Below are 24082 nucleotides of genomic sequence, written 5' to 3' on the forward strand. Positions count from 1 at the left end.
CTTGGCCGCATCGGCTTCCTGTAAAATTTGCACCATCTTATCAAAGGTACTACGCTTTACTCCTGTCAATCTGCGAAATCGTTCATTATCTAATTTCTCTATCTTATCAAATTTCATGGTGCCTCCTTTAAATGTTGAGTCACCATTTTACTAAAATTTACATTTTATTCCAGTTTCGAAAGAGGTCTAATCTATAAAAGCTGTCTCTAAAATATCCCATCATCTTGAAAGCTTTAAGAGACATTTCCTAATATTTCAGCTAACTTTAACACTTCTAACTTGTTTTTGATAACTTTCTGATGAGCTGCTAATTTTGACATTTTGACACTCCTTGTAGGTCTTGGGGCCGCTCCCTTCAACTTTAGCCCTATCTCTTTTGATGAGTAACAGGACTTTAAGCTTCGCGGCTTTTAAATCGTGGTTCCTTTATTTTTATCACAAATGTCAGGTTAAGTCCTGTCTATTACAATTTAAGAATAGATTTATGAAGATTGATCAGTTTTAAAAAAAATTGTTTACGTAGCTTGACAGCTCCAAAATGACATCCTCAAATTTAACTTGCTGTTTACCCATGGTAGAAAGAAAGTTATTCCAACGTTGCTGGGTTTCCTTGGTGGCATAGAATGCCCGTGTAAATGCTATCGGAGGCTGTAAAGGAGTTTTGCGGTTTGCAAACACTTCGCGAATGGCAACATTTAACTTTTCGGGTTTAATTTCATGATGTCTTAAGATAGTCCAGAGATCGTAAAAATCTTTCATCCGAGTATTCACAAGAGCAAGTTTTACAATTGATTCTAGTTTTTCAGCTATAACAGTTTCTAAAGTATAGCCTAGCAAGACTGGTTTTGGCATTCCGAGAAGCGTAGGATATTGAATCCGCTGAGGTTTGGGGATGATGACATCATTAAATCCAATGTCAATAAGAACAGGCATTTTTGTCGTGAATAACTTTGCCGAGAAACTACTACTTACACCGTTGTAATCCCCACCAGTTTGTGTATTGCGAAGAATGAGTTTTTGCGTGTCAAAAGAGATCCCATCCTCCTCGCAGCTCATTTCTGAAACTTCTGTAATAATGCGTTGTAAATTATCAATCTGGTTAGATGTTCTGGCAAGTAGATCGATATCCATAGTGGCGCGATGATCCATTGAATCCCAGACTTTCAGCATGAGGCCACCTTTAAGAAAAAATTTCTCTGCGTAAGGGCTAAGGCTAAGGCGGTATAAAAATCGTTCTATAGCATAGTAACGGAGAATTTCATCAAATGGCCGATTTCTTTGCTCTGACAGATTTTTTAACCGTTGACGTATCGATTCGCCAAGATTCTTTCTAGGTTTTTCAAAAGCTTTATCCACTGACAATCGTCTCCATAATTGGCTTTAGAATCTTCTTAACACGAAATAATTTAGCATATTCAAAGAGTTTATCTAGATTTGTTTTTCTGCTGTGCCAATACATCTTTAGCGCCTCAAGAACGACATACATGCCGATTTTGTTGCGAAATTTCACACAATCAACCAAGGTTTTTTCTATGTCAAAAATCTTAAATATACACCCATCAATTGCGTGTTCTTGAACTCCTGTTTTTAGTAGCTCTTCAGTATACCAAAAATAGCGCATGGGTGGGTAAGAGATGGCAGGCTTATGAGTCTGACTTGGTAAAGCAACGTAAACGAAGTGAGGAATTTGAGTGGTGATCTCATGAAATGCTAGCGCAGAAATAAGACAAATGACCCCCCTTGGAATCTTTTTAGCAACTGGAATAAAGTCAGGCAAAGAAGGGGCATGCATTTCGACTAATCGATATAAGCCTCTGCTAACAATTTCTAAATCTCCTCTATCTCGAAGAGTATAAAGTTCCCGTCGATGTATACCTATAGCAATAGCTTCCGACATAGTAAGAATTCCTCCTTGCTTCCGAAATGCTGCAAGTGCTAATTCAAGCTTTGATTTTTTTTTCATGGTACAAAATAACGGATTTTTTCATTAATATCCGTAATATTGTACCAAAACGTTTTGAGAGTCAAGAAATTCATGACATAGAAGGAGAAATTCATGGACAATTTAAATACGTATACATGTGATTGGCTCATTGATATAAAGCGCCAGTTTTAATTAGCGAGATACATTCATAGCTAGAAACATTTTTTAATATTAATAATTACTTGAATATCTCCTTCTAACTTTTCTTACGGTTAGTAAGTATATGTTTTATTAAAAGCATATTTTTTTAAAACCACTTAAAAAACACAAGGTGCACATCACCCTTGAAAAAGAAAAAGACATCTCTCATAATGGCATAGTTCTATAGAAATTTAGGGAGTAACATAACATGCGTCGATCTATTTGCTATTGTGAACCGGCCTCTGCTCAAGCGGGAGAAGTTAATAATTGGAAGTTTGTTTATACTTCTGCCAACTCTCTTCCTAAAGGTACACGCCTAAAATTTGATATGCTGAGTAATGGTCGAGATATCGATTGGCAAATTCCAAGCTCTAATGTCAAAAAAATAACCAATATTATCTATGGAGAGCTTGAAAGTGGCAAAATAATTTCTGCAAAGGAAGTATCCTCAGCAGCTCACTTCACCCCGGATTTTGAATTTATTCTACCCAGTGCCTTAGAAGCCGGTAGCAACTTTACTATAGTGATCGGTACTACCGATATTAAAAAAGCTAATAAAGAGGGTAATCGGGCCCAGACAAATTCTCAACGTAGGCGACCATTCAATATTTATATAGATCCAACCGGGCAAGGAAACTATGGTGAACCAGAAGTGTTTTGCTTAGATATAAAAGGCAATACTCTCTGTTCAATTCGCGTAGTAGCTCCTTCTTATGTTACGCGTAATAAACGCTTTGATGTTATCGTGCGCTTTGAAGATCAATATGGAAATTTAACCAGTGATGCACCTGACGAAACACTTATAGAGCTTTCTTATGAACATTTACGCGAAAATCTCAATTGGAAATTATTTGTTCCTGAAACTGGCTTTATTGCTCTTCCTAATCTTTACTTTAATGAGCCAGGTATCTATACGATCCGGCTTTTAAATACCTATACGCAGCAAGTCTTCCAATCCCCTCCTATTAAATGTTTTGCAGATAATAATAAAAGTGTTTTTTGGGGAATCTTGCATGGCGAATCAGAAAGAATTGACTCCACAGAAAATATTGAGAATTGTTTACGTCACTTTCGAGATGATAAGGGGATGAATTTCTTCGGGGCCTCTCCATTTGAAAGTCAAGAGGAGACTTCTAATGAGATGTGGAAGCTTATTAGCCAAAACCTCTTAGAGTTTGATGAAAATGATCGTTTTACTACCTTTCTAGGAACTCAGTGGTCTGGAATCCCTGAAGAAGAAGGAACACGGCAAATTGTCTTCACTAAAGACCATAAACAACCTTTACGTAAAAAAGATGCTAAATATAGTACTCTTAAAAAGATTTATAAAAGTTTTTCTCCTAAAGAAATTATCTCTATCCCTACTTTTACTATGGGCAAAGGTTATGAATATAACTTCAAAAATTTTGATCCAGACTATGAAAGGGTGGTAGAAATTTATAATGCTTGGGGCTCTTCTGAATGTCTGAAGAAAGAAGGGAATTTACGTCCCATCCAATCGCATGGAAAAGTAGGAGTGCAAGAAAGTGCAGAAGGCTCTATTCAAAAAGCTCTTTTAAATAATTGTCGCTTTGGATTCGTGGCAGGAGGCTTGGATGATCGTGGTATCTATGCACCTTTTTTTTGAAGGGGACCAGGTCCAATATTCTCCCGGGTTAACAGCAATTATTGCCGCGGAGCATACCCGTGCTTCTTTAGCTGAAGCTCTTTATACACGTTCTTGTTATGCCACCACTGGGGAGAGGATTATTGTTGGTTTATATATAGCAGGTATGCCAATGGGTAGCGAAATTTCTACCGCTCAAAAACATGGACTACTTATTAATAGGCATATCTCAGGCTTTGTTGCCGGTACTACCCGCTTAAAATCTGTGGAAATTATACGCAATGGAAAAGTTCTTAAATCTTTTCATCCGGAAAGCTACAGCTTAGATTTTACCTTTGATGATATGACTCCTTTAGAGACTGTTACAGTAGCTAGCAAAGATAAAAAACCTCCCTTTGTTTTTTATTATATTAGAGTGGTGCAAGAAGATGGCCACATGGCTTGGTCTTCTCCCATCTGGGTAGATTATGTGCCTAGTGCACCTAAACGCCCCGTGTCTAAAAATGCTAAGCCTACCGTAAAATTAGAATCTCTCAAGATTGCTGAAGAAGAGGAAGAGGATAATGATTTTGATTATGAAGATGATGAGGATGATGACGAATAAAAAACAAAAGCTTCACTCTTTTGAAACTGCACACCTACATTTCTAGATAAGCGATTTTCTTTAGGAAAAAGCACAAAGCTTATTAAGCAAGGAATGATTAAAGATAGATGGCTATGTCAGCATTCAAGTTTTTTTAAATTCTAAAATTCAAAATTGAGCTAATAGCTAAGCTTTATTACTTCTTATTATATAAAGGTAGTAGGGTTTAGCTTTTTCTATCGAAAGCTCTGCCCTTCCCTGCTCTTGAATTTATAAATGCTATCCTAAGAAAGAAGAACATAAGTTTTAAAACCATCCTAACTTTTTGCATAAATTTCTTAAAACACCTCTGGGCGAAGGCTTAGCTACAGGTTTACTCTAAAAACTAGCCTTTTTAATTCTTGATCTATTAAATTTTTAAAACTTAAACTGACTTGATGAGCTAAGTAATTCTAAGCCTAAAAGATAAAGAGAGGATAAAAAAGGATGGAAGGCTCCAAATCTTTATTCTCGCCTTGATGAAATTTAATTTATCTCTTTACGCTTTACATGCTAGGCTCTATTATCCCTAATAGATATTTAACAAGGTTTTTGCATGTCTAATTTAATGCTTACTGTCTTCATAGCTTTTGTCATTGTCTTAATTTCTCTTGCTTTGCTAGGAATTAGCTGGTGGTTCACAGGCAGAATAAAAATTAAGCCTGGGGCTTGCGGCCGTACTCCTAGGCAATTACAAAAAGAGAAATGTACAGAGGAGAGCGCCTCTTGTGGGCTATGTAAGAGAGGAGGAAAAAAAGATGAACTTTTACAATAAGGATAATCCAGAGTCTCTTCAGCAAATGTTTGGGAGCATCGCTCAGCAATATGATAAAACTAATGCTATACTTTCTTTTCAAATGCATAGATTGTGGAACAAAAAACTTATTTGGGCTGTAATGAAAAACCAAAACCCTTCCACTTACTTAGACTTATGCTGTGGCACTGGAGAAATTGCTTTTAAATATTTAAAAAAAGCGCTATTTACCTTGTAAGGCTTACCTACTAGACTTTTGTCCAGAAATGCTTTATTGTGCTAAAGAAAGAGCGAACCATTTAAATCTTCAACCTCATACCCTTACTTATTTGCAAGCCGATGCTCAGAAAATCCCTTTGGCTGAGGAATCTATTGAAAGCGTTACGCTAGCCTATGGGATCCGTAATATTCCCCACCCTCAGCAATGTTTTAATGAAATTTATCGGGTGCTAAATACTGGAGGTACCGTAGGGATATTAGAACTTACGCAACCTACACAGCCATTGATAAGGGCTGGACATAAATTATATTTAAAAACTATTTTGCCTATCATGGGCCAATTAGTAACTTCTAATCGCAAAGCCTATGAATATTTGTGTAATAGCATTCGTTCATTCATATCCCCTCAAGAATTAGAGAGCATGCTTAAAATAGCAGGATTTAAGCAAACTTCTGTGATTACCCTTATGGGCGGCATCGCTACCATTCTGGTCGCTAAAAAAGGTAATTAAAAAGCTTTTAGCTAATTCTCAACGACTAAGAAAGCTTAAAGAGAGGCTTTCTTTTTGAGAAGCATTCATCCTCTGGGATTAAGTTTAATGTTCATCTAAGCTTTTAGCTTACTTCTTTACACTCTCCTATGCTTTTAAGTAAGGAAGGCAGTTGATAAAGACTTTATTTTCTTTTTAAAAAGGGGGAGATTTTTTAAGTGATAAAATTTTAATTTTGGGCTGTTTTATAGTCAAAGAAGCTTCTTCGTACGTTTCAATGATTCTCTTCTATAGAGAAGAATGGCTTTTAGGCTTTGGCAGAAAAGATATCTCTGCGGGAGAAAACCTTAAATATCACTTACGCAAACCCTTGATTTTGAGCTTATTATGTTAATAAGACTGGGATGCAAGGCGAATTAGCTCCCCTCTTAACAATTTTTTGAGAGGTGAGCGGGGAATAATTTGTAAAATATGCACCTTTCTAATACGTTCAAATGGCAGTACGCGTTGATCATATAAAGTTTGCACAGATTGTACTAAAGGAGTAGTGCTAAATAAATGAATGGCATACCCTAACCGCTCATCTGGAATAGCTCCTAGCACCATATCTGTATGGATGCCTTGCTCTAACTTTATTCCTTCCAAAATTTCTTCCAAGCGTCCTACTTCTACATTTTCTCCTCCAATTTTTATGAAATCCCCTTTTCTGCCCTTTAACTTTAAAAGATTGTGATGTAGGGTGCCGACATCTTCAGTAACGAGCCACCCCTCTGCTACAGGATAGATAAGCTGCCACTCCTCTGCTTTAAAAGAGGCATAAGCAGTTAATAAAGCAGGGCTAGAAAGACAAAAACATCCTTTCTCATTTGTTTTGACTTGTACATGAGGAAGGATTTCTAAGGGGGGAAATTGAGAAGTAGAAAGGCTATGTAAACTAGCCGTGGCCACCTGAGAAGAGCATTCAGTTAATCCGTAGCTAGGCAGCAAGGGCCAACCTAATTCACGTGCTTGGGTATACAAGGATCCTTGTAGCGCCCCTCCTCCTACTATAACAGCACGCAAGCTTTTAGGCGCTGGTAATTTATTGACCACTAGATCATAAACTTGTGTAGGCACAAGAGCAGTTAATGTTCCTTTTTTAGCTAAAAGCATTTCATAAAAATGCCGCACTGACCATTTTGCAGCGAAAGTGGAAACTGCTGCTCCGCTTAAATACCCACGTGCTTGGATAGCTAGACCTCCCACATGAAATAAAGGTAAAGGATTAATCCAAATGTCCATTGAGGTAGCCTGAAGATGATGGTTAACTGCTTGGGCAGAAGCTAATAAAGCATCTTTAGAAAGGGCCACCATTTTTTGTTGCGAGGATCCCGAGGTGTTTAACCATATATGCCTCTCAAATTTATTGATAAGCATTTTCCCTGTCTCCCAGAGCGAAGGTTTTATTACAGGGAGACGAGGATTTAACAATAGATGCGATTCAGCAGACTGCCAGTTAATCTTAATCATAGGTTAGCTATCAGATGATTATAAAATTTAAATTTCTTTACGCTTTTTGCCATACCTATATAAAAATATATTAGGAAAGCTTTAACTTGATGAAAGATTACTATTATCTCATTGTTATCCATCTTATCAAGAAAAAATGGGAAAATGATCTCTTTCTCGGTAGAAGTATTTTAGTTCTCCCTTGAAAAATTAAGAAAGCTTTCTTACTATTTTATAGTAAGCCTAAGACTTAAAATAATCTTTGTTTTATCGACTACTCAAATAAATGCTATCCATTTAAAACCATAAAATATATTAAAATAAATATTCTATTCTATAATTTAGCCGAATATTATACCCAAGGCTTTGTATGTTAGATAAATATATTAAGATTAATTCCTATCAAAAATTTCAAATTGCCTTAAAAGAAAAAGAGATATTTCTCGACGAGACTAAATGTATTGTTAACCATGGAACCTTAGGAGAACGTGTAGTTAGCCGTACTCTATCTAAAGTAAGAGTAGGCTTATGGAATACCATCATGGATTTTGTTTTGGAAATATTTTCAAAAGCTTACAGAAAAGCTAAGCTAATTATTAAAGATAATCTAGAAAGGTTTGCCTACATGGCTCGCCATCCCCAAAAGCCTTGTATAGTTCTTTTTAAGAAACACTTGGAAACCAACAACCTAAACGTAGAAGAAGAAAGACAAGCGTATAAATTACACAGGAGCTATTCGAAAGAGCAGGCCAACGCCGAGCTTGAAAAATTAAGTAAACCTATCGGCTTTTTAGGTCATTTAGACCGGAAGACTTCCAGTGAAAGCAGCTCGGATGTCAGTAAAGATAACTTAGCTAACAATGAAGTTGATAACAAGAGAGATGATCACCTCTTTAATGAAGCAATGCGAGAGAAACAGGTAGCAAACCCAGAACCTTCGATATATCCTCAAAATATCACAATTTTAACTACCTCTCATAAGGGTAACTCTTCGCTAGCCATTTTTAATGCTAACCTCGCAGATATTGAACACGAAAAAGCTGAGGTCCATAATGAAGCTTCAGAAGAGGCTGGAGACACTACACTCCTCTTTACCCCTCAAGAGATTGATAGCCATGAGTTCCCTGAAATCCAAGAGGAGAAGATGGATGTTTGTCAGGAAACTTTTATTTTTGAGTCAAGTAAAGCAAGTATATTGGTTAAACAATCTTTTGCTTCTGAGCATAGCTCGCTTGAGGATGATGCTATAAAGGCAAAAAAGATGGAATTAAACCACCAAATTGATGATCTATTAAAAGATATTCGCCATCTAGCCTCTCAGCTCGCAGACTTAGATGAAGAATGCACGAGCCAATTATTTGAAAACCAGCTTCGTATAGAAGAAAATGCCAAGCTGTGGTGGTGGGCAAAGAAGTCTATAAAAGAGCCGCTGAAAATTAAAGAAGAATATGAGGAAAAAATGGCTAAAATAATAATTTTAAAGGAGATAAAAGAGGCTGAGCATGCCAATTTAATAGAACAGCAAAGAAAGTTAACTTCCAGGCAACCTCTGCTGTTTAAATACGCTGCTATATAATATAACCACTTTTAAATTATAGAGTATTATGGAAGACTGCATCGCGCTCATTAGTTTTATTAAATCTCTTTATCAAATCCATGAAAGAAAAATTTATTACTATCCTACTTTTTTTCTCATCTGCTCATGATTTGCCTTAATTTTTTGCAGCTAAGCCTATCTTCTTTATTAAATATTTTAGACTATGAGGCTCTTCTTCGCCTATTTGAGCTGCTAGCTATCCTCTATTGGAAGGTAAAATAGCCCCTTCCTGGGGGAAAAAATCAAACATTTGGTTATTAACGAAAAAATGCCCTGCATTAGGGGAGAATTTTATAGATGCGCAATAGAAAACATCGATTGGCAAGGTATATAGATATGTTCCTGTTTCTATTTCCCAAAAGTGAATACTCTTGTCATATACGCCGATTGCTATTGCTATCAAGTTGCTGTCCGGAGAAAATGCTACATGGCTATTCCCAATAAGTCCTGCCCAGGTATGCATACATTTTCCAGTTTCGACTTCCCAAAGGCAAATGCTATGATCATCATATTCGCTTACGACAAGCCACTTACCATCCGGAGAAAACAAAAAGTTAGCATTTTGAGCCAAATTTTTTCCAAAGGTATGCTTGTATGCTCCCGTGCGAGCATTCCAGAGCTTGATAAAGCCATCTGCTTCCATTTGCAAATAAGTAGGCGGTGCAGTATTTGTAACAATCCACCTGCCGTTTGGGGAAAAAGCTACCCTCACAACTGGCTGAAGCCTTTCTAACTCCCATATGCACTTACCACTCTCTATTTCCCAAAGGCGAACAGTATGATCATCAGACGCTGTGACAATCAGCTTATCATCTGGAGAAAAAGCTAGGCTAGTGACAGAGAGGAGATGTCCTTGTAAGGTATGAAGACATTCGCCTGTTTCAACTCTCCATATGCGAGCAGCATGGTCAGCAGAGCTTGTGGCAATTAGCTGGCTATTTGAGGAAAACACTAGTGTGGTTATGTCTTGCTTATGTCCTTTCAAAGCACGTAAGAACTCTCCTGTTTTTATATTCCAAATAAAAGGTGTATGGTCATCAGAGCCAGTGGCTATCCATTCATTATTTGGAGAAAAAGCCATAAGCACCTTTTTTTTCTGGAAATTTTCCAAAGTATATAAAAGCTTTCCAGCCTTTACCTCCCAGATGCAAGGCTTAAATCCAAAGCTGTCAAAATAATTTAAAGTGGCAACTAATTGACCGTCTGCAGAACATAATAAGTAGCCAGACCCTAAATCGTTTCTTTTCCCTCCTATATGTAAAATTCTTTGTACCCGACCAGCTTTTATATTGACTTGGGCTGCTAGTTGATCTTTGGGATGAATTTCTAATTTTTCTGATAGAGAATATAGATGAGGAAAATTTTGTTTGAAAAGATGTCGCCAATGCATTTTCTCTGAAAATAGCTGATACCATTTGGTATTTACGCGGTGAGCAACAGAAGAGTCCTTAACAGACAAAAAGGAAAAAATATGTAGCAGCAATTCATTAGGCAAGCTATCAAGATTGTTTACAGTATTTATTAAAGAATGCTGAAAATTGGCTTGATCAGTAATAGATAAAATTTTAGCGGGAGAAAAAGGGGACGGTATCATAATAAACGTACTCTAACATATCATGGATACATGCTTTATAATATTTATTTAATATTCATTGGGATCTTACTCTATTATTTAAGAAAGGTTTAAGTCAACCACTAATTTTTTTATAAAAAACTAGCTCAATAATATACATTTTTTGATGAGAAATATATTATCATTCTTTTGCAAAAAAGAGTTATAAATTTTGATTTACATCATTCACTTATCCTTAAGCTCTTAAGCAGCCCCCTCCTCCTCGGGCCGTGATCGATTACTTGATTGGATAAAAAATCTTTAACTTTTAATATTTTTATGATGGGCCATAGGTCTTTATTATGCCCTCAAAATTTCCTTATAAGGATTAGATGTTAAATTTTTTTAATAAAAAAACAATTTACAAAAGACAGCTAAGATTTATTCAAAATGTTGGCTTGCAAGAAGCTCATCAAAGCCCAGACCATAACCTTGTACAGGTTGTAAAAAGGGGCCCCGATTGTTTATCCTTTCTGAAAAAGGATTATCCTGATAAATATGATGAGATAAGAGCCCGCAGGACTCTGATGTGGTAAGTGAAGCTATATAAGCTGCACTCATTTGCCCTAAAGGATGATCCAAATAAGAAGTTACTATCAAACGCTGTCTAATATCTACCTGCTTCAATCTTTGTATAGCTGGCTTCATGATCAATACCTGGGCAGCTTCAGGCTGTCCATAGGCGCTTTTAAAAAATTCATCAGCTGCTAAAGGTACCTTGAAGGTTTCAAATGCTTTTTTCCAAGCTCTATAGATAAAAGGAAAGGGATCTTCTATGTAATCAATAGAGGTTTTAGGAACAGGTAAGTGCTCCATGAAGGACCAAAATTGTTCTGCATTTAATTTGGCATTAAAGTCTAACCGCCATTTGGCATTAGGAAACAAATGCGCCATCTCTGCAAAGATCTCTTTTTCTAAAGAAAGATTATGACCTAATTTTACTTTAAAAAAAGTAAAACCATTTTTCCACGCCTTTTGAAGATTAACAATACTGGAAGCATCCAAATGAGCCATCAGATAATGGCTCATAGGAATTTTGACACCTTCTAATAAATTTCGCTTATTGGCGCGCGCTTTTGCATCCGCGTGAGCAAAATAAATAGATTGGGCTGTTAGACGTGTACATTTTCCCTTTTGCAATAAATCTAGTTGCGTTTGCAATGGTAAATCGCCTAGCTCTTCCCAGGGGTGGCAGTCTGCATAGCCTACAATACCCTCTTCAAAAGTTACTTTCAACAACGCTCCGCGCCTTAAAGAGTGAAGGATTTTTGATTGAATAGGCTGTTTGCTAGTTAATTCATAAAAGGAATGTTGGATTTTCATTGCAACCAAAAGCCTAGCGACAAGCACGCTCCAAACAATAGGTTTAATAAAGCAGCCACTCCTAGAAAAGTATTATAGATTTTAGAGGGTTCATAAAACCAAATGCAGCGTATAAGAGTAAAACCTAAAGGCAAGGTCACGAAGGGCAAGAGTCCGGCCTTGTAAAACCCTAGATCACTCCAAAGCAAGCTTAAAAAATAAGGCAAAAGAATTAAAAGGGTGATCTCTAAACGGGCAAAAGTTTTCCCAAATTTTACTGCAATCGTTATTTTTTTTGCCTTTTCATCACTCTCTATATCCCGTAGATTATTGATAGCATTAACAGCGGCTGCTAATAAACCAATCTGCAAACCAGCCAAAAAAGCTTTTTCTGAAGCTTTACCAGCTTGCAAATAAAAACCCGCTTGGGTTCCTATAATTCCAAAAAAAAGTATCACAAAAAATTCTCCTAGCCCATAATAAGCTAAGGGAAAGGGCCCTCCCGTATAGCCGTAAGCTAGCAATGAAGCAACGATAAGCAAAATTAAAAAAAGGATACCGCCTTGCATGATCATAGGCATGCCTAATATAAAGGCCAGAGCGAGACAAAAATATCCACCATATAATACTTCATGGAAACTCAGCCAGCCTTTTTGTGTCGCGCGCTCAGGCCCTAATCTCGCTGCGTTATCAGCACCTTTTTTAAAATCAAGAGCATCATTAATTAGATTTACAGCGACTTGAATGAAAAGGCCTGCTAGCAAAGCTGAAGCAAACGCTATTCCTTTAAAGTAGGAAGTATAATTAAGGGCAAGCAAAGTTCCGACAAAGATAGGAACCACAACTAATATCAATGTCTTAGGGCGAGCAGCCCAAGTAAAAGCCTGCCATTTAGCTGGCTTTTTAAGAAAGTTACCATTCATCATTTAAATAACCTTTTATTCTTTTAAGGCAGCCTAGGAAAAGTAGAAAAATCAGGTGGCCGTTTTTCTAAAAAAGCTTTTTTTCCTTCTTGGGCTTCTTCAGTCATGTAGTATAACATTGTAGCATTTCCGGCCAGTTCTAAAAGGCCCACTTGGCCGTCGCAATCGGCATTAAGAGCCGATTTTAAACAGCGTAATGCTAGAGGAGAATGCTGTAGCATTTCGCGGCACCAGCGAATAGTTTCTTGTTCGAGCTCTTCATAAGGAACCACACAATTTACTAACCCCATTTCTAAGGCTTGCTGTGCACTATATTGGCGGCAAAGATACCAAATCTCACGCGCTTTCTTTTGGCCGACAATACGAGCTAAATAGCTGCAGCCTAAGCCTCCATCAAAAGAGCCTACACGTGGACCCACTTGCCCAAAACGAGCATTATCGCTAGCGATAGTCAAATCACATACTATATGTAGGACATGTCCTCCTCCTATAGCATAGCCTGCTACCATAGCCACAACAGGCTTGGGTAATGAACGAATCTGCTTTTGTAAGTCTAATACATTGAGCCGAGCCACTCCATCGACGCCGATATACCCTTCATCTCCTCTAACGCGTTGGTCGCCACCAGCACAGAAAGCCTCTTTTCCCTCCCCTGTTAATATAATTACACCAATAGAAGATTCATTACGGCAGACTTCAAAAGCATCTTGCATTTCTATAACAGTCTCGGGCCGAAAGGCATTGCGTACCTCAGGACGATTGATAGTTATTTTAGCAATACCCTCTTCTGTTCTTTCTAATTTGATATCCACATATTGTTTAATAGACGTCCAAAGAAATGACGTTACGGACATGATAAAACCTCTTGAATAAATGATTGAATAATTTTAAGAAAAAGAATGGATTGCTCCCAGGGAGCTCGATGTCCAGCATGCGCGATGCTCTCCACACGTGATAAAGGATGAGAAAAAGCAAGTTCATGCGCCTTAGCTAAAAATTTGATGTCTAATTGTCCGCTGATCCAAAGGATAGGAAGGGGCAAGTCTTTTAAAGCTTCAGATAAGTCATCCTGATGACCTGTGGAAAAAAACCTCAGTTGATCTTGTAAATTTTTACGTAAAAACTGATGTTCTGAGCGCTTGACCGGAAAGCTTTTACCCCCGAAAACAGCTTGGCAATTCCAATCTCGTATAACATCTTGCCAGGGATCATTTCCAAAACGATCTGCCCAGGCCTTATCAGCTTGTACTCTCCTTATCTTCTCTTCTTTGGAAGTCAATCCTGGGTGAGCTGAGATGATAATTCCTGCACGCCACTGGTTAGGATTATCCAATAAAGCATGCAGTGCTAACCTTCCTCCTAACGAATAGCCCATTAGAATGTCATCATGCCTTGGCTGAGTCAAACGGTTAAAACGCTTGGCCCATCCCCATAGCCCATCAGCAGCGGGAGCAAGAGAAGGGCGTCTAAGGCTATATGCATGTAAATTAGGAAGGTTAAACATTTGCCAATCGGTGGGAAGGCCTAAAAAACCATGAAGGGCATGAATTTTAGTCATAAACTTTCTACACAATTCCAAAAGCGCATAGTTGCTTGTTCATTTGGCACAATTTCAACCAACCGGTGTCCCCCATAAGATATACTGTTGGGTAGATGGGTGTAATGCTCATAGCGCATATTCCATAAATCAGCAAGAGATTTAAAACGAAGGCAATGTTGATTTTGTATCCGTTTATTTGCGTGCAAGTGGGCAAAAATTTTTCCCCCACCATTATTAATGACCAGGAGATTAAGATCTATTTCTTTCAACTGTTCTAATATCCAAGGTGCTGCAAGATCATAAAGAGTGGTTAAATCGCCCATAATCCCCCAATTTTGCTGGCGGCAAGAACACATTCCTAGAAAAGTAGAAAGTTGACCATCAATACCATTCAATCCACGATTAGCAAAAATATTTTCATGTTCTTCCTCTCGTGTGGCATAAGCGTCCCATTCTCGTATGGGCAGGCTATTGCCCAAGTACACTAAGGAGGAAGAGGCAATTTGCTTAGATAAATGATAAATAAGAGAAGCCTCAGATTGAGGCTCTTCTTTTAATAATGCTAAAAGTTTACTTTGATAACGCTGGTCTTCCTTTAGCCATGAGCTACAAGATTTATTTATAGCATAGCTATATTGATAAACAGAAAAAAATTCGTGCAAGGATACCGAGTAGTTTAAGCCCCAGCTTAAACCTGGGAAAGGTAATTCGCTAATCGAACAAACGTTTATTCTACCTTTAAGCTCTTCTAAATCGCGCCATAGACGGAGAGTGGGAATGCCCCCTATGCGTAAAATCCCATCAATTGGATAGCCTGCCTTTTCAGCAGCCTTCCATATGTTATCACCTCGCGTTATGCTTAACGTACGCAAGTAAGGATTTTCTCGTAGGCCTGAGGCTGCTTCTAGATAAACAGGAGCTTGATAATCAGCTAAAAATTTTACGATAGCTTGTCTTGCCTGGCAAGATAGTCCCCCTACCACTACAAAAGGATATTTATTTCTTTGAACAAATTGATCCAGAGCTGCTTTTGCAGCCTCTATGTCCCCCTTTTGATGGACCACTTTTGTACATCTATTATCTAGCTCTTCCCATGCGCTAAAATTTTGATTGAGGGGTTCTTCTAAGCAAACATTTATATGAGCTGCCCCATTTTGCTTCCACTTTTGAAGTGTACAGGGCTCGCCAGCGGCAATGTCTTGTTCAAAGACAGCATAATGGCCAAATATGCCTACTTGCTCAGCTGTCTGGGGCGATCCTGTGCCGCGAAAACGGCGGGGGCGATCGGCTGTTAATAAAATCAAAGGTATGCCAGTATAATAAGCCTCCATGGCAGCTGGCAAAAGCTCACCGACTGCTGTTCCCGAGGTAGTTAAAACTGCTGTAGGGCGATGCATAAGCTTGCTACGCCCTAAAGCAAAAAATGCAGCTGAACGTTCTTCGGGCCAATAATAAAGTTTAAACAGCTCAGTTTTCTCCAAGGCAGTGATAAAAGGGACATTACGGCCGCCAGGGCAGATACATATTTCTTTAACACCTCTATAAATCAGCTCTTGCAGGACTTGTATCACTAGCTTTTCATTATCTTTCTTAAGAAGGAGGTCCATATTCATAATGCTATCATCTCTTTGGTCGAAAGAAGCTTTAAATTAATTTCTTGCCATTCATGGTGCCATTGGCTAGCGGGTACAATTCCACAGCCTGCTCCAATTTTTGCCCCTTGGCTATTCCATTGAACATTACGAATGCCTACAATGCATCTAGCTTGCCTTTTATTATCGAAAAGGCAGCCTACAGGGGCACCATAACGCCAGCGATCGATCTTGTCATTGTATAAATGTAACCATTTCCTCCCTTCTTCTTTTGGAAAAGCCCCTAACGCCGGCGTAGGATGTAAAGCTTTTACAAGGGCTAAAAAATTTGAAGGTCCCTTCATTTTCAATTGGATAGGTGTCATAAGATGAGAAATTTTAGGAAGCTGTAATATTTGTAACTCGCCAATCGTTACTACTCCTAAAGAAGATAAAGATTCCTGTATGCCTTCAATGACCAGCTGATGCTCATATAATTCCTTGGAATCCTGGATGAAAATAGAGTCAGAGTCCCTATATCTTTTAGTACCTGCGCAAGCTACTGTTTCGATCAGCCCTTCAGAAGCATTATGATAGTTGAATAATATTTCAGGAGAAGCGCCTAATATTCCTTCTGTCTCTTCCCAATAGCCATACACATGGAGTTGCTGATCTTTTACATAATTAATTAAATGCTTAAGAGAACTGCCTAATCTATCTGGTGTCATAGTGCTTAAACTTTCTTCAAATATATAGGGCACAGCTTTTTTAATTTTTTATTGTAAAAATGAGTGTGCAATTCTTTACAAGTATTTTCAAAATGAGCTAAGTAAGGATTTTTCCAGCTTAAAGGTAGAGGCGTAGCGGGATATGTATGCATAGCGGCTAGAAGTTCATGCTGGCTGACGATAGCTGTAAATTTGTGCTGGAACCAAGGACAAGGGGAGGATAGAAAAAAATCAGGAAAATAAAAAAAAGGGCTTGGTGAGTCATAAATGTTTTCTAACCAGGTACGTGTTCCCCAGCCAATCAAATAGTTATCTTTATTTAGGCGGATTAGGCTCCCCGATTCTATAAAGCAGCGCCAATCTTGCCTGGCCAGCCTCATGTTGCCTCCATCAAATTTTCTTTTATACTTCAAAGAATAATTTCTTTTTTAAATTAGGAAATCAAGGATAAGTATAAGGCCTTTCTCTATCTACTATATTTTGTAAAGCAGCTAAATCTGATGCTTGGATTAGATCCTTGCTAAGAACTTGTATGAGTATTTCTCGTACTTTTGGACTTTTAAGAGAAGGTGAATTGATAAATTTAGCGGCTAACGTTTTTTTTACTTCTAAGTTAGTGATAGCATTTTCTAGCTGAACTTTATCGATGCTCATAGGCATTCTTGTTTTATCTTGTACGACTCTCCATTGGTTTTGCATAAAATGTTCAGCCTCTTTAACTCGTATATTTATCTCCTGGTTTACCTGCTTAGTTTGCTCGAGGGTGAGAGAAGGGTACTTGAAAGCTGCAGGCGGATCTTTGCTGTCATTAGAGGAGGAAGACTCGCGTGTTATAGGCATGCTTGGAATGGGAGGCTCCTGCTTTAAGCGGCGCAATTCTTGCTTTAAATCTGCGTCCGTAAATGACTGTACACTAGCTGCATGCAGTTGATATAAGCTAGTCAAAGGAAGGGTAAAGCTTAACGTTTGTATGCTCACAGATAGAGGAAAAAATAGTAAAGTCATTGCTGCCCTACGGAGTGAAAGCTGATATTTTCTCATTGTGTACCTCTTTGTTAGTTGGCTTACCTGATGCCATCTCAACTTTTTTTTGGCAAGTGCCAATTTTAATAGAACTCTATTAAATGCAATTCGTTTTTTTTATTTAGTTTAATTTCCTTTATATATATAGTTTCCTGAATTATATAACCTTCATTGATGTAAGGATTTCTCAATTATGGCTAGTATTTTAAATGTTCCTAGAGAACCGTATCATTTAAATTTCGCACGCAAGCAGCTTCAATCGCCCATACAAAGAAATTATAATCCGTGCCAAGCGTTAAAAACAGCCCTCATTAAAGAAATCGTAAAAAAAAGTTTGCTTGAGTTAGCCATAGCTTTATCTTTTACTGGATTAGCTTGCTTGTTTGTAGCTACTCCATTAGGTATGGCCACGCTACTGCTTTCTACGATTGCCAGTTTGGCTATTACTACGTTGCTGAGGTTAGCACGAGCATACTGTATCTTCCGTGTATTTCAGCTAAAGCATTCTACTTCTAGGAAGGCAGTTGAAAAGAAAACACAATTTACCTCTTGGGTAGGTTTTATCAACGCTCTTATTCCCACAACTTTTCGTCAGTTAGTGGATGCTAATACACGCGAGGTAATCGTACATGAGGGAGGGCATGCCCTAGCTGCAAAAATTTTAATAAAAAATCCTCTGGTAAACGTTTCTATTACTCCTTTTAATGGCGGTCAAACCACTTACTACGTTAGATCTTTAACTATGATAGGGCAATATATCGGACGCGCTAATTCTGAATTGCTAATCGTAGCTGCAGGCCCTGCTTTAGCAGTTTTAGCAGCCACTACGGGTTACAGTGCTTCCCTTGCATTAAGCAAATCTCATCCTGAGCTTAGCAGATATCTTAAAACAGCTACTCTCAGCACCATCAGCCAGCATTTCTTATATGCTTTGTCCGCTTTGTGGACGACCACCTCTATACAAAAACATGATTTTGTCAATTTAATGGCTGCTGGGCTATCTCCAATTGTTGCGGCTATCTCCATCGTCGCTCTACCTATATTAATAAGAGTAGGTTTTTATATTTATCATCGAAATAAGGGTAGCCAAAAGGAAAAAACTAATGAAAAAGAAAAGATTGCTTTAAATAATAATGTTAGATTTCAAGGCCCTTTATATAACTCTCTAACACTTGAGGCTCCGCCTATCTAAAAGTTTTGTTTTTTCCCGATCAAATCTATTAGAAATTAGGTGATTGACTGAAATTAAAGAGATTTGCTAATTTAATTTCTATGAAAAAATTTACCTATCTTTTGTCTGAAACTTTTATTCCTCTTATTGGCAGTTAGCTGCCAAAATATATACTTTTCTTCATACTTATATTTATCGTTTAAAGTGCAAATAGTAAGGTAAGCTTTCTGCCTATACCCTCGACTATCAATAGGAATAAAATGAATACGAAGTTTTTGTTTGTGAGTACTGGATTTGCGCTATTTGCTATGTTTTTTGGTTCAGGAAATCTAGTTTTTCCCTTACTTGTAGGTATCGAAAGTCAAGGCCATTATTTAATTTCTTCATTAGGTATTATTTTTACAGGCGTACTTGTTCCTTTCTTAGGCGTTTTTGCTATGCTTTTATACAAAGGGGAAACAAATGAATTTTTAGGCACCATGGGAAGCTTTGCAAAATTTTGGTTTCCTCTTATTGCTTTATCTTTGATGGGGCCTTTTGGTGTACTTGCTCGTTGCATTACAGTAGCTCATGGAAGTTTTACACTACTTTTTCCTAACTGCTCTCTTATCGTTTTCAGCCTAGCTTTTTGCGGCATCCTCTTTTTGCTCACAACAAATAAAAGTCAGATTATTCCTTTCTTAGGTTCTGCTTTAACCCCTTTTTTACTGCTTTTTTTATTAGCAATCATCGTAGCAGGTATGTGGTATGGCCAGCTATTAGAGCCTTACAATCCAAACTACTGGTCTGCTTTCCACGAGGGAGCTTTGCAAGGTTATCAAACGATGGATCTTCTAGCTGCCTTCTTTTTTTCGACTTTTGTTATAAAGCATCTCTCCAATCATTTTTCGGCTACTTCTGATAATAGTCAGCTTGTTAAAGTGTTTATAAAATCAGCTTTACTTGGCGGTGGCTTACTTGCTATAGTCTACTGTGGACTTGTTTACTTGGGGGCGGCTTTTGCTTCCGATTTAAAAGGAATAGCTCCCCAAATGCTTCTAGGAATTATCTCTCAAAAAACCCTTGGAGCTCTCTCTGCCCCTGTTGTCTGCTCTGCTGTTATCTTAGCATGTTTTACTACTGCCGTGGTATTGACCTCTCTTTTTGCCGATTTTTTCAAGCAACAAGTCTGCCGAGAAAGTATTCATTCCTCTCTTTCCCTTCTGTTCACTTTACTTATTGCTTTCGGGGTATCTACCAGAGAATTTTCCGGTATTGCTACCTTTTTAGCTCCTATTTTAGAGACATTATACCCCGCCCTCATCGTCTTGACTTTGATCAATATTGCCCACAAATTAGGAGGCATAAAGTTACGTCGATGGCCGGTAATGCTCACCTTTGCAGTAAAGTTATATTTTTTGATAGAGTAATAATCATGGGGTCCATATTTGAAAGTTTACTTATCAAGTAGGCTCTTTGCTTATATTAAAATTTAAGATGGGTAAGCATTATCAACAAGAAAGCAGATGAAAAACGTGTGTTTTTTGCTCTCGAAGTTAAGGCTCCTTGGCCTGAAAAATTGCCTAAGGGGCGTGTTTTAGATCCTCACACACGTCATGCTACCTTAGCTTTTGTAGGAGAAATTTCTCTTTCTGCTCTGTTTCAACATGCCTTTCCCCACCCTTCCTTCAGAGTAGGCCTAGTAGGAGCTTTTAATGAATGCCTTTTTTTACCTTTTCACCATCCTAATGTCGTAGCTTGGAAATTTGATTGGTATGATGAAAGTAAAGAATTAATTGAGTATCGCCAAAAGCTTTCAAATTGGCTAAGTATGCATCACTATCCCCTGCGAGACAACCATAAAGATTGGCTGTGGCATGTAACCTTATCCAGAAAACCTTTTGATCACAAAGAGTGGCAAGCAGCTTTTACGCCTTTACCCATGCTAACGCAGTCACTTCATCTTTATGCTAGTTTAGGTCACTTAAACTATCAGCCTCTATGGTCCTATTCATTTATTCCCCCTTTTCAGGAAATTAAGTATCCTAATCAGACTGTTTATCTAATTAATGGAGAAAATCTTAATCAGATCTACCAGCATGCCTTTGCTGCCCTAGCTTTTCATTATCCTCCCCTTACCTCTTATCATCATACAAAAAACTATGCTCATTTAAAGGAGATTATTGCCGATTTAAATTTTTTGATTGTTCGGGTAAAAGCTGATCAAGACTGTCCCCTTAAAACCCTTCATGTATATAAAGACATCCAGACAAAAGACTCTATTATTCAATTTGAAATGATAATGGATAAATAAGTTAGAACCGCTAAAGCTTTTTATTTATTTAATCTTTATCTAAAGAACAGGCTCATGCAAAGAATAGAATGGAAAGATCAAAGAGCAATAGGAGCTTATCCAAGAGGAGGGTATAGAAATCAAGCAAAGGCACTCACATTTCAATCTTTTCATATACTCATTGGATGGTGAAGTTAAGATCAGCTTTCTAAGGAGCTCTTTATTAAATAGCAATCTTTAAGTGGTTTTTCTGGGCATATACTTAATATGTTAGCTATAAATTCGACAAGGACATAAATTTTATTAAGTCACATACTTTAAAGAAACTTGAGCCTGCCTACCTAATTCTTTAAAAGCTACCTCTCTACCTTGGGAAGATGATTATATAATAGCTGCATTTTTATAAAAAGCAGCTCAAAAGCATATAATAGTTTAGAAGGCAAAGAAAGCTATTTAACAATTTGTTGCTTTATCACTCGTCAATTTTTTTATAGCCTATAAAAAGTTTTATGAGTGCAAGAAGGACACTGGCTAATATGTCGCTAAAACTTCCCCACGTATATTTATGTACACCACCGCATCACTTATTTCTATAATAATCATCCGCTGATGTTGTTTTGTTTCTTTTTCTCCCCCCCATGCGTCACCAGCTTTTTGTGTGGTCCATTGAATCTCGTACTGGCCTGGTAAAAGCTTAAAAACTTTTGATACCCTACGATTCATGAAGCTTTTTGGTGTTAAATCCATATCTTCTTCATTAAATTTAACAGAAGTAACGATAACCTGGGGCATGGCGCTATCTTCAATAGATAAATGCACTTCAACTTTATTGGCTACCATAATAGCATCTAGGGAAGGAGAATAAAAAAGTAAAAAAGGAAAAAGAAAAAACAAGTTTTTAAAATTATTCTTAGCATACAGTTCTCTTGAGGTTAAAAAATTTATTCGATAAACCCGAAAAATAAATTAGCACGGAAATTCTATCCTTGTTATATCATAACTTTTTAACATTTTCATTTAAATTTTCAAAGCTATGCAAAAATTAATGAATTCCCAGGTAAATTTATTAGAAATTGCCCGTCAGGCCATGCTAGCTAAAGGGTTATCTCCTGATTTCCCTTCAAAAGTACAGGCTCAGTTAAATAGACTACCAGCTCTAGTACTTGATAGCTCTAATGAACGTAGTGACATGACTAATAAACTGTGGTTTTCAATTGATAATGATGATTCATTAGATTTGGACCAGTTAACCTATGCAGAGCGTATAAACGATCATTTAATAAGAGTATATGTAGCCATTGCGGATGTAGATGCGTTAGTTAAAAAAGATACGCCTCTTGATCGACATGCTCTGACAAACACCACCTCTGTTTATATGCCCATGATCGTCTTTCCTATGCTACCAGAGAAGTTATCAACTAATTTAACCTCGCTTAATCCTAATGAAAAGAGAGCCTCTATTGTAGTTCAAATGGATGTAGAAGAATCAGGTAGAGTAGTGGATTATCATCTGTTTCAAAGCTACGTTTTTAATTATGCTAAACTTGCTTATAATAGTGTGGATGCGTGGCTGGAAACGGGAGCTTTACCTCCCGAGCCTATTCAAAGAATAAAAGAGTTGGCTTCTCAGATACGCTTGCAAGATGAAGTAGCTCAACGCCTGAAAAAACATCGCCAATCTTTAGGCTTCTTAACATGGGAAACTTACGATCCGCAACCCATTATAAAAGAAGGCCAGGTAGTAGATCTTCAAGAGGTAAAAATTAATCGTGCGCGTGAATTAATAGAAAATTTAATGGTTGCCGCTAATACCTGTATCACTTTATTTCTACAAAAAACTAAGTGCCCGATAATTAAACGGGTTATTTGTCACCCCAAACACTGGGAGCGCATTGTACAAATTGCTGATAAACATAAATTTCCTCTCCCTCTTAACCCTGATTCAAAAGCTCTTGAAAATTTTCTAATTAAAATGCGCGCTGAGGATCCTTTAAATACCCGTGATTTATTTTTAGTGATTATCAAGCTTTTAGGACGGGGCGCATATATCGTACAATCCCCTGCTGATAAACCCAACCAACATTTTGGCTTAACCTTAGCGCCCTATACGCATGCTACTGCCCCTAATAGACGTTATTCAGATCTGATTGTGCAACGTCTGCTTAAAGCCCGCCTTGTAAATCAAGCTTGCCCTTATTCTCTTTCTGTTTTGCAAACCATGCTTCAAACATGCACAGAAAAAGAAATATGTGCAGACAAAGCCAAGCGCAGTGTAATGAAATCCGTATTAGCTTTATATCTAGAAGATGCCATCGGTAAAACTTTTGATGCTTTTCTAACAGGTAAAGGAGAAAAAGGTAACTGGATCCGACTGATTAGTACCGCCATTGAAGGCAAGCTTATCAATGGCTATCAAAATATTGAGGTAGGAGATCGGTTGAAAGTTAAGCTAGTTTCTGTCAATGCTGAAAAAGGTTTTTTAGATTTTGTACAGGAAAAGCATTAATCTATTCTCTCTTGAGGAAAAGCTTATGAGTGGGTAAAGAGTTATTTAAAAGCTTATAATCCTATAACTTTACACCTGAAACATAAATTTTTCCGCGGAGCTTCTCGCAGACTTAGTGAAGCGCTCCTTAATTTAAAGATGTGTATTTTATTATTAAGTTAATAACCTTCATTCTATTTAAGAAGATATAAAATGCTTCTAGCATCTCAGTAGATAGGCTTTTTTTTGCCTGGCTTTGAGAGAAAAAAAGGAATAGATTTTGAATAAAGCAAATTCTGCTCCCAGCTCTCCTTTTCACCAGATCCTTATCTTTTTTCTCTTTCGGTGCGGCAATCACTCTCCTAGTTGTTATCTTCTCTTCCTTTCGAATATATTTGAAACTCACCTTACGCAGACATAGAACTCCTTTGTAAATTTTGCAGTTCTTGATAGGCCATCTGATTGGCTTTAAGGATTAACTTATATTTTAAAGCAAAGTGATTAAGTAAGGTTTTAATTTTAAGAAATTCAAGCTTGCAATAAGCAATAAGAG

At 37.6% G+C, this 24082-nt stretch carries 21 protein-coding genes and 2 pseudogenes; 9 read left to right on the top strand and 14 right to left on the bottom strand.

What is annotated here, in order from left to right; genetic code table 11:
* The 3 genes and pseudogenes from DB41_RS11630 to DB41_RS04220 form a co-directional block, all read right to left on the bottom strand.
* Nucleotides 1-117: pseudogene (locus DB41_RS11630) on the bottom strand (IS5/IS1182 family transposase); the annotation flags it as partial.
* 384 nt (nt 118-501) lie between these two features.
* On the bottom strand, nt 502-1356 hold the full coding sequence (locus DB41_RS04215) for a nucleotidyl transferase AbiEii/AbiGii toxin family protein (protein WP_052243889.1): 855 nt from the start codon (nt 1354-1356) through the stop codon (nt 502-504).
* Nucleotides 1349-1963, bottom strand: coding sequence for a type IV toxin-antitoxin system AbiEi family antitoxin domain-containing protein (locus DB41_RS04220; RefSeq protein ID WP_039384726.1), 615 nt, complete (start codon nt 1961-1963; stop codon nt 1349-1351). Before DB41_RS04220 ends, DB41_RS04215 begins: the two co-directional genes overlap by 8 nt.
* Nucleotides 1964-2333: 370 nt before the next feature.
* On the opposite strand from DB41_RS04220, the pseudogene DB41_RS04225 reads away from it, so the two are divergent.
* The 4 genes and pseudogenes from DB41_RS04225 to DB41_RS04235 all read left to right on the top strand — a co-directional run bounded on the left by DB41_RS04225 (nt 2334) and on the right by DB41_RS04235 (nt 5838).
* Nucleotides 2334-4335 (top strand): annotated as a pseudogene (locus tag DB41_RS04225) (DUF3604 domain-containing protein).
* 574 nt (nt 4336-4909) lie between these two features.
* Entirely contained in the window at nt 4910-5128 is a 219-nt protein-coding gene (locus DB41_RS04230) for a hypothetical protein (RefSeq protein WP_039384729.1), read from the top strand.
* A complete protein-coding gene (locus tag DB41_RS12510; RefSeq protein ID WP_255350910.1) occupies nt 5112-5345 on the top strand; it encodes a class I SAM-dependent methyltransferase in 234 nt (77 codons plus the stop codon). Before DB41_RS04230 ends, DB41_RS12510 begins: the two co-directional genes overlap by 17 nt.
* Before the next feature lie 28 nt (nt 5346-5373).
* Nucleotides 5374-5838: a class I SAM-dependent methyltransferase gene (locus DB41_RS04235; protein ID WP_255350911.1), complete on the top strand. Its 465-nt coding sequence runs from the start codon at nt 5374-5376 to the stop codon at nt 5836-5838.
* A gap of 369 nt (nt 5839-6207) precedes the next feature.
* Here DB41_RS04235 and DB41_RS04240 read toward each other — a convergent pair whose 3' ends face one another.
* Nucleotides 6208-7326 carry an AMP-binding protein gene (locus tag DB41_RS04240; RefSeq protein WP_039384732.1) on the bottom strand — a complete coding sequence of 373 codons (1119 nt, stop codon included), beginning with the start codon at nt 7324-7326 and terminating at the stop codon, nt 6208-6210.
* 349 nt (nt 7327-7675) lie between these two features.
* Here DB41_RS04240 and DB41_RS04245 point away from each other — a divergent pair, with 349 nt between their 5' ends.
* Nucleotides 7676-8881: a hypothetical protein gene (locus DB41_RS04245; protein ID WP_039384734.1), complete on the top strand. Its 1206-nt coding sequence runs from the start codon at nt 7676-7678 to the stop codon at nt 8879-8881.
* 217 nt (nt 8882-9098) lie between these two features.
* Here DB41_RS04245 and DB41_RS04250 read toward each other — a convergent pair whose 3' ends face one another.
* The 9 genes from DB41_RS04250 to DB41_RS10695 form a co-directional block, all read right to left on the bottom strand.
* Nucleotides 9099-10496, bottom strand: coding sequence for an F-box/WD40 repeat-containing protein (locus DB41_RS04250; RefSeq protein ID WP_039384737.1), 1398 nt, complete (start codon nt 10494-10496; stop codon nt 9099-9101).
* A 399-nt stretch (nt 10497-10895) separates the two neighbouring features.
* Complete coding sequence (locus DB41_RS04255; RefSeq protein ID WP_039384739.1) at nt 10896-11837, bottom strand: hypothetical protein; 942 nt, start codon at nt 11835-11837, stop codon at nt 10896-10898.
* The gene (gene menA / locus DB41_RS04260; RefSeq protein WP_039384742.1) at nt 11834-12742 is read right to left on the bottom strand and encodes a 1,4-dihydroxy-2-naphthoate octaprenyltransferase; all 909 of its coding nucleotides are present in this window, start codon (nt 12740-12742) and stop codon (nt 11834-11836) included. Before menA ends, DB41_RS04255 begins: the two co-directional genes overlap by 4 nt.
* A 20-nt stretch (nt 12743-12762) precedes the next feature.
* Nucleotides 12763-13593 (bottom strand): 1,4-dihydroxy-2-naphthoyl-CoA synthase, encoded by an 831-nt coding sequence (gene menB / locus DB41_RS04265; protein ID WP_039384743.1) that lies wholly within the window; start codon nt 13591-13593, stop codon nt 12763-12765.
* Complete coding sequence (locus tag DB41_RS04270) at nt 13584-14297, bottom strand: alpha/beta fold hydrolase (protein ID WP_052243890.1); 714 nt, start codon at nt 14295-14297, stop codon at nt 13584-13586. The genes menB and DB41_RS04270 overlap by 10 nt, the downstream gene beginning before the upstream one ends.
* Nucleotides 14294-15892: a 2-succinyl-5-enolpyruvyl-6-hydroxy-3-cyclohexene-1-carboxylic-acid synthase gene (gene menD / locus DB41_RS04275; protein ID WP_052243891.1), complete on the bottom strand. Its 1599-nt coding sequence runs from the start codon at nt 15890-15892 to the stop codon at nt 14294-14296. The genes DB41_RS04270 and menD overlap by 4 nt, the downstream gene beginning before the upstream one ends.
* On the bottom strand, nt 15889-16578 hold the full coding sequence (locus tag DB41_RS10685; protein WP_052243892.1) for a chorismate-binding protein: 690 nt from the start codon (nt 16576-16578) through the stop codon (nt 15889-15891). Before DB41_RS10685 ends, menD begins: the two co-directional genes overlap by 4 nt.
* Before the next feature lie 5 nt (nt 16579-16583).
* Nucleotides 16584-16958, bottom strand: coding sequence for a hypothetical protein (locus DB41_RS10690; RefSeq protein ID WP_052243893.1), 375 nt, complete (start codon nt 16956-16958; stop codon nt 16584-16586).
* Between the two features lie 61 nt (nt 16959-17019).
* A complete protein-coding gene (locus DB41_RS10695) occupies nt 17020-17619 on the bottom strand; it encodes a hypothetical protein (RefSeq protein ID WP_052243894.1) in 600 nt (199 codons plus the stop codon).
* A gap of 175 nt (nt 17620-17794) precedes the next feature.
* Here DB41_RS10695 and DB41_RS04290 point away from each other — a divergent pair, with 175 nt between their 5' ends.
* The 3 genes from DB41_RS04290 (at nt 17795) to DB41_RS04300 (ending at nt 21065) form a co-directional block, all read left to right on the top strand.
* Nucleotides 17795-18793 (top strand): hypothetical protein, encoded by a 999-nt coding sequence (locus tag DB41_RS04290; protein WP_039384745.1) that lies wholly within the window; start codon nt 17795-17797, stop codon nt 18791-18793.
* 239 nt (nt 18794-19032) lie between these two features.
* Nucleotides 19033-20181 carry a branched-chain amino acid transport system II carrier protein gene (locus DB41_RS04295; RefSeq protein ID WP_039384747.1) on the top strand — a complete coding sequence of 383 codons (1149 nt, stop codon included), beginning with the start codon at nt 19033-19035 and terminating at the stop codon, nt 20179-20181.
* A gap of 107 nt (nt 20182-20288) precedes the next feature.
* Nucleotides 20289-21065, top strand: coding sequence for a 2'-5' RNA ligase family protein (locus DB41_RS04300; RefSeq protein WP_039384748.1), 777 nt, complete (start codon nt 20289-20291; stop codon nt 21063-21065).
* Nucleotides 21066-21575: 510 nt separating this feature from the next.
* On the opposite strand, the gene DB41_RS04305 is transcribed toward DB41_RS04300, so the two are convergent.
* Nucleotides 21576-21938: a hypothetical protein gene (locus tag DB41_RS04305; RefSeq protein ID WP_039384750.1), complete on the bottom strand. Its 363-nt coding sequence runs from the start codon at nt 21936-21938 to the stop codon at nt 21576-21578.
* A 139-nt stretch (nt 21939-22077) separates the two neighbouring features.
* Between DB41_RS04305 and DB41_RS04310 the strand changes: the two genes are divergently transcribed.
* Nucleotides 22078-23550: an RNB domain-containing ribonuclease gene (locus DB41_RS04310; protein ID WP_080502397.1), complete on the top strand. Its 1473-nt coding sequence runs from the start codon at nt 22078-22080 to the stop codon at nt 23548-23550.
* Nucleotides 23551-24082: the final 532 nt, after the last annotated feature.

Origin of the sequence: Neochlamydia sp. TUME1 (genome assembly GCF_000813645.1) — a bacterium.
Lineage (GTDB): Bacteria > Chlamydiota > Chlamydiia > Chlamydiales > Parachlamydiaceae > Neochlamydia.

What these genes read in the sequence shown, in the direction of transcription:
- DB41_RS10695 (WP_052243894.1), bottom strand. Translation starts at nt 17,619, where the DNA reads ATGAGAAAATATCAGCTTTCACTCCGTAGGGCAGCAATGACTTTACTA.
- DB41_RS04220 (WP_039384726.1), bottom strand. Translation starts at nt 1,963, where the DNA reads ATGAAAAAAAAATCAAAGCTTGAATTAGCACTTGCAGCATTTCGGAAG.
- DB41_RS04310 (WP_080502397.1), top strand. Translation starts at nt 22,078, where the DNA reads ATGCAAAAATTAATGAATTCCCAGGTAAATTTATTAGAAATTGCCCGT.
- DB41_RS10685 (WP_052243892.1), bottom strand. Translation starts at nt 16,578, where the DNA reads ATGACACCAGATAGATTAGGCAGTTCTCTTAAGCATTTAATTAATTAT.
- DB41_RS12510 (WP_255350910.1), top strand. Translation starts at nt 5,112, where the DNA reads ATGAACTTTTACAATAAGGATAATCCAGAGTCTCTTCAGCAAATGTTT.
- DB41_RS04270 (WP_052243890.1), bottom strand. Translation starts at nt 14,297, where the DNA reads ATGACTAAAATTCATGCCCTTCATGGTTTTTTAGGCCTTCCCACCGAT.
- DB41_RS04295 (WP_039384747.1), top strand. Translation starts at nt 19,033, where the DNA reads ATGAATACGAAGTTTTTGTTTGTGAGTACTGGATTTGCGCTATTTGCT.
- menD (WP_052243891.1), bottom strand. Translation starts at nt 15,892, where the DNA reads ATGAATATGGACCTCCTTCTTAAGAAAGATAATGAAAAGCTAGTGATA.
- DB41_RS10690 (WP_052243893.1), bottom strand. Translation starts at nt 16,958, where the DNA reads ATGAGGCTGGCCAGGCAAGATTGGCGCTGCTTTATAGAATCGGGGAGC.
- DB41_RS04235 (WP_255350911.1), top strand. Translation starts at nt 5,374, where the DNA reads ATGCTTTATTGTGCTAAAGAAAGAGCGAACCATTTAAATCTTCAACCT.
- DB41_RS04230 (WP_039384729.1), top strand. Translation starts at nt 4,910, where the DNA reads ATGTCTAATTTAATGCTTACTGTCTTCATAGCTTTTGTCATTGTCTTA.
- DB41_RS04240 (WP_039384732.1), bottom strand. Translation starts at nt 7,326, where the DNA reads ATGATTAAGATTAACTGGCAGTCTGCTGAATCGCATCTATTGTTAAAT.
- menB (WP_039384743.1), bottom strand. Translation starts at nt 13,593, where the DNA reads ATGTCCGTAACGTCATTTCTTTGGACGTCTATTAAACAATATGTGGAT.
- DB41_RS04290 (WP_039384745.1), top strand. Translation starts at nt 17,795, where the DNA reads ATGGCTAGTATTTTAAATGTTCCTAGAGAACCGTATCATTTAAATTTC.
- DB41_RS04250 (WP_039384737.1), bottom strand. Translation starts at nt 10,496, where the DNA reads ATGATACCGTCCCCTTTTTCTCCCGCTAAAATTTTATCTATTACTGAT.
- menA (WP_039384742.1), bottom strand. Translation starts at nt 12,742, where the DNA reads ATGATGAATGGTAACTTTCTTAAAAAGCCAGCTAAATGGCAGGCTTTT.
- DB41_RS04245 (WP_039384734.1), top strand. Translation starts at nt 7,676, where the DNA reads ATGTTAGATAAATATATTAAGATTAATTCCTATCAAAAATTTCAAATT.
- DB41_RS04255 (WP_039384739.1), bottom strand. Translation starts at nt 11,837, where the DNA reads ATGAAAATCCAACATTCCTTTTATGAATTAACTAGCAAACAGCCTATT.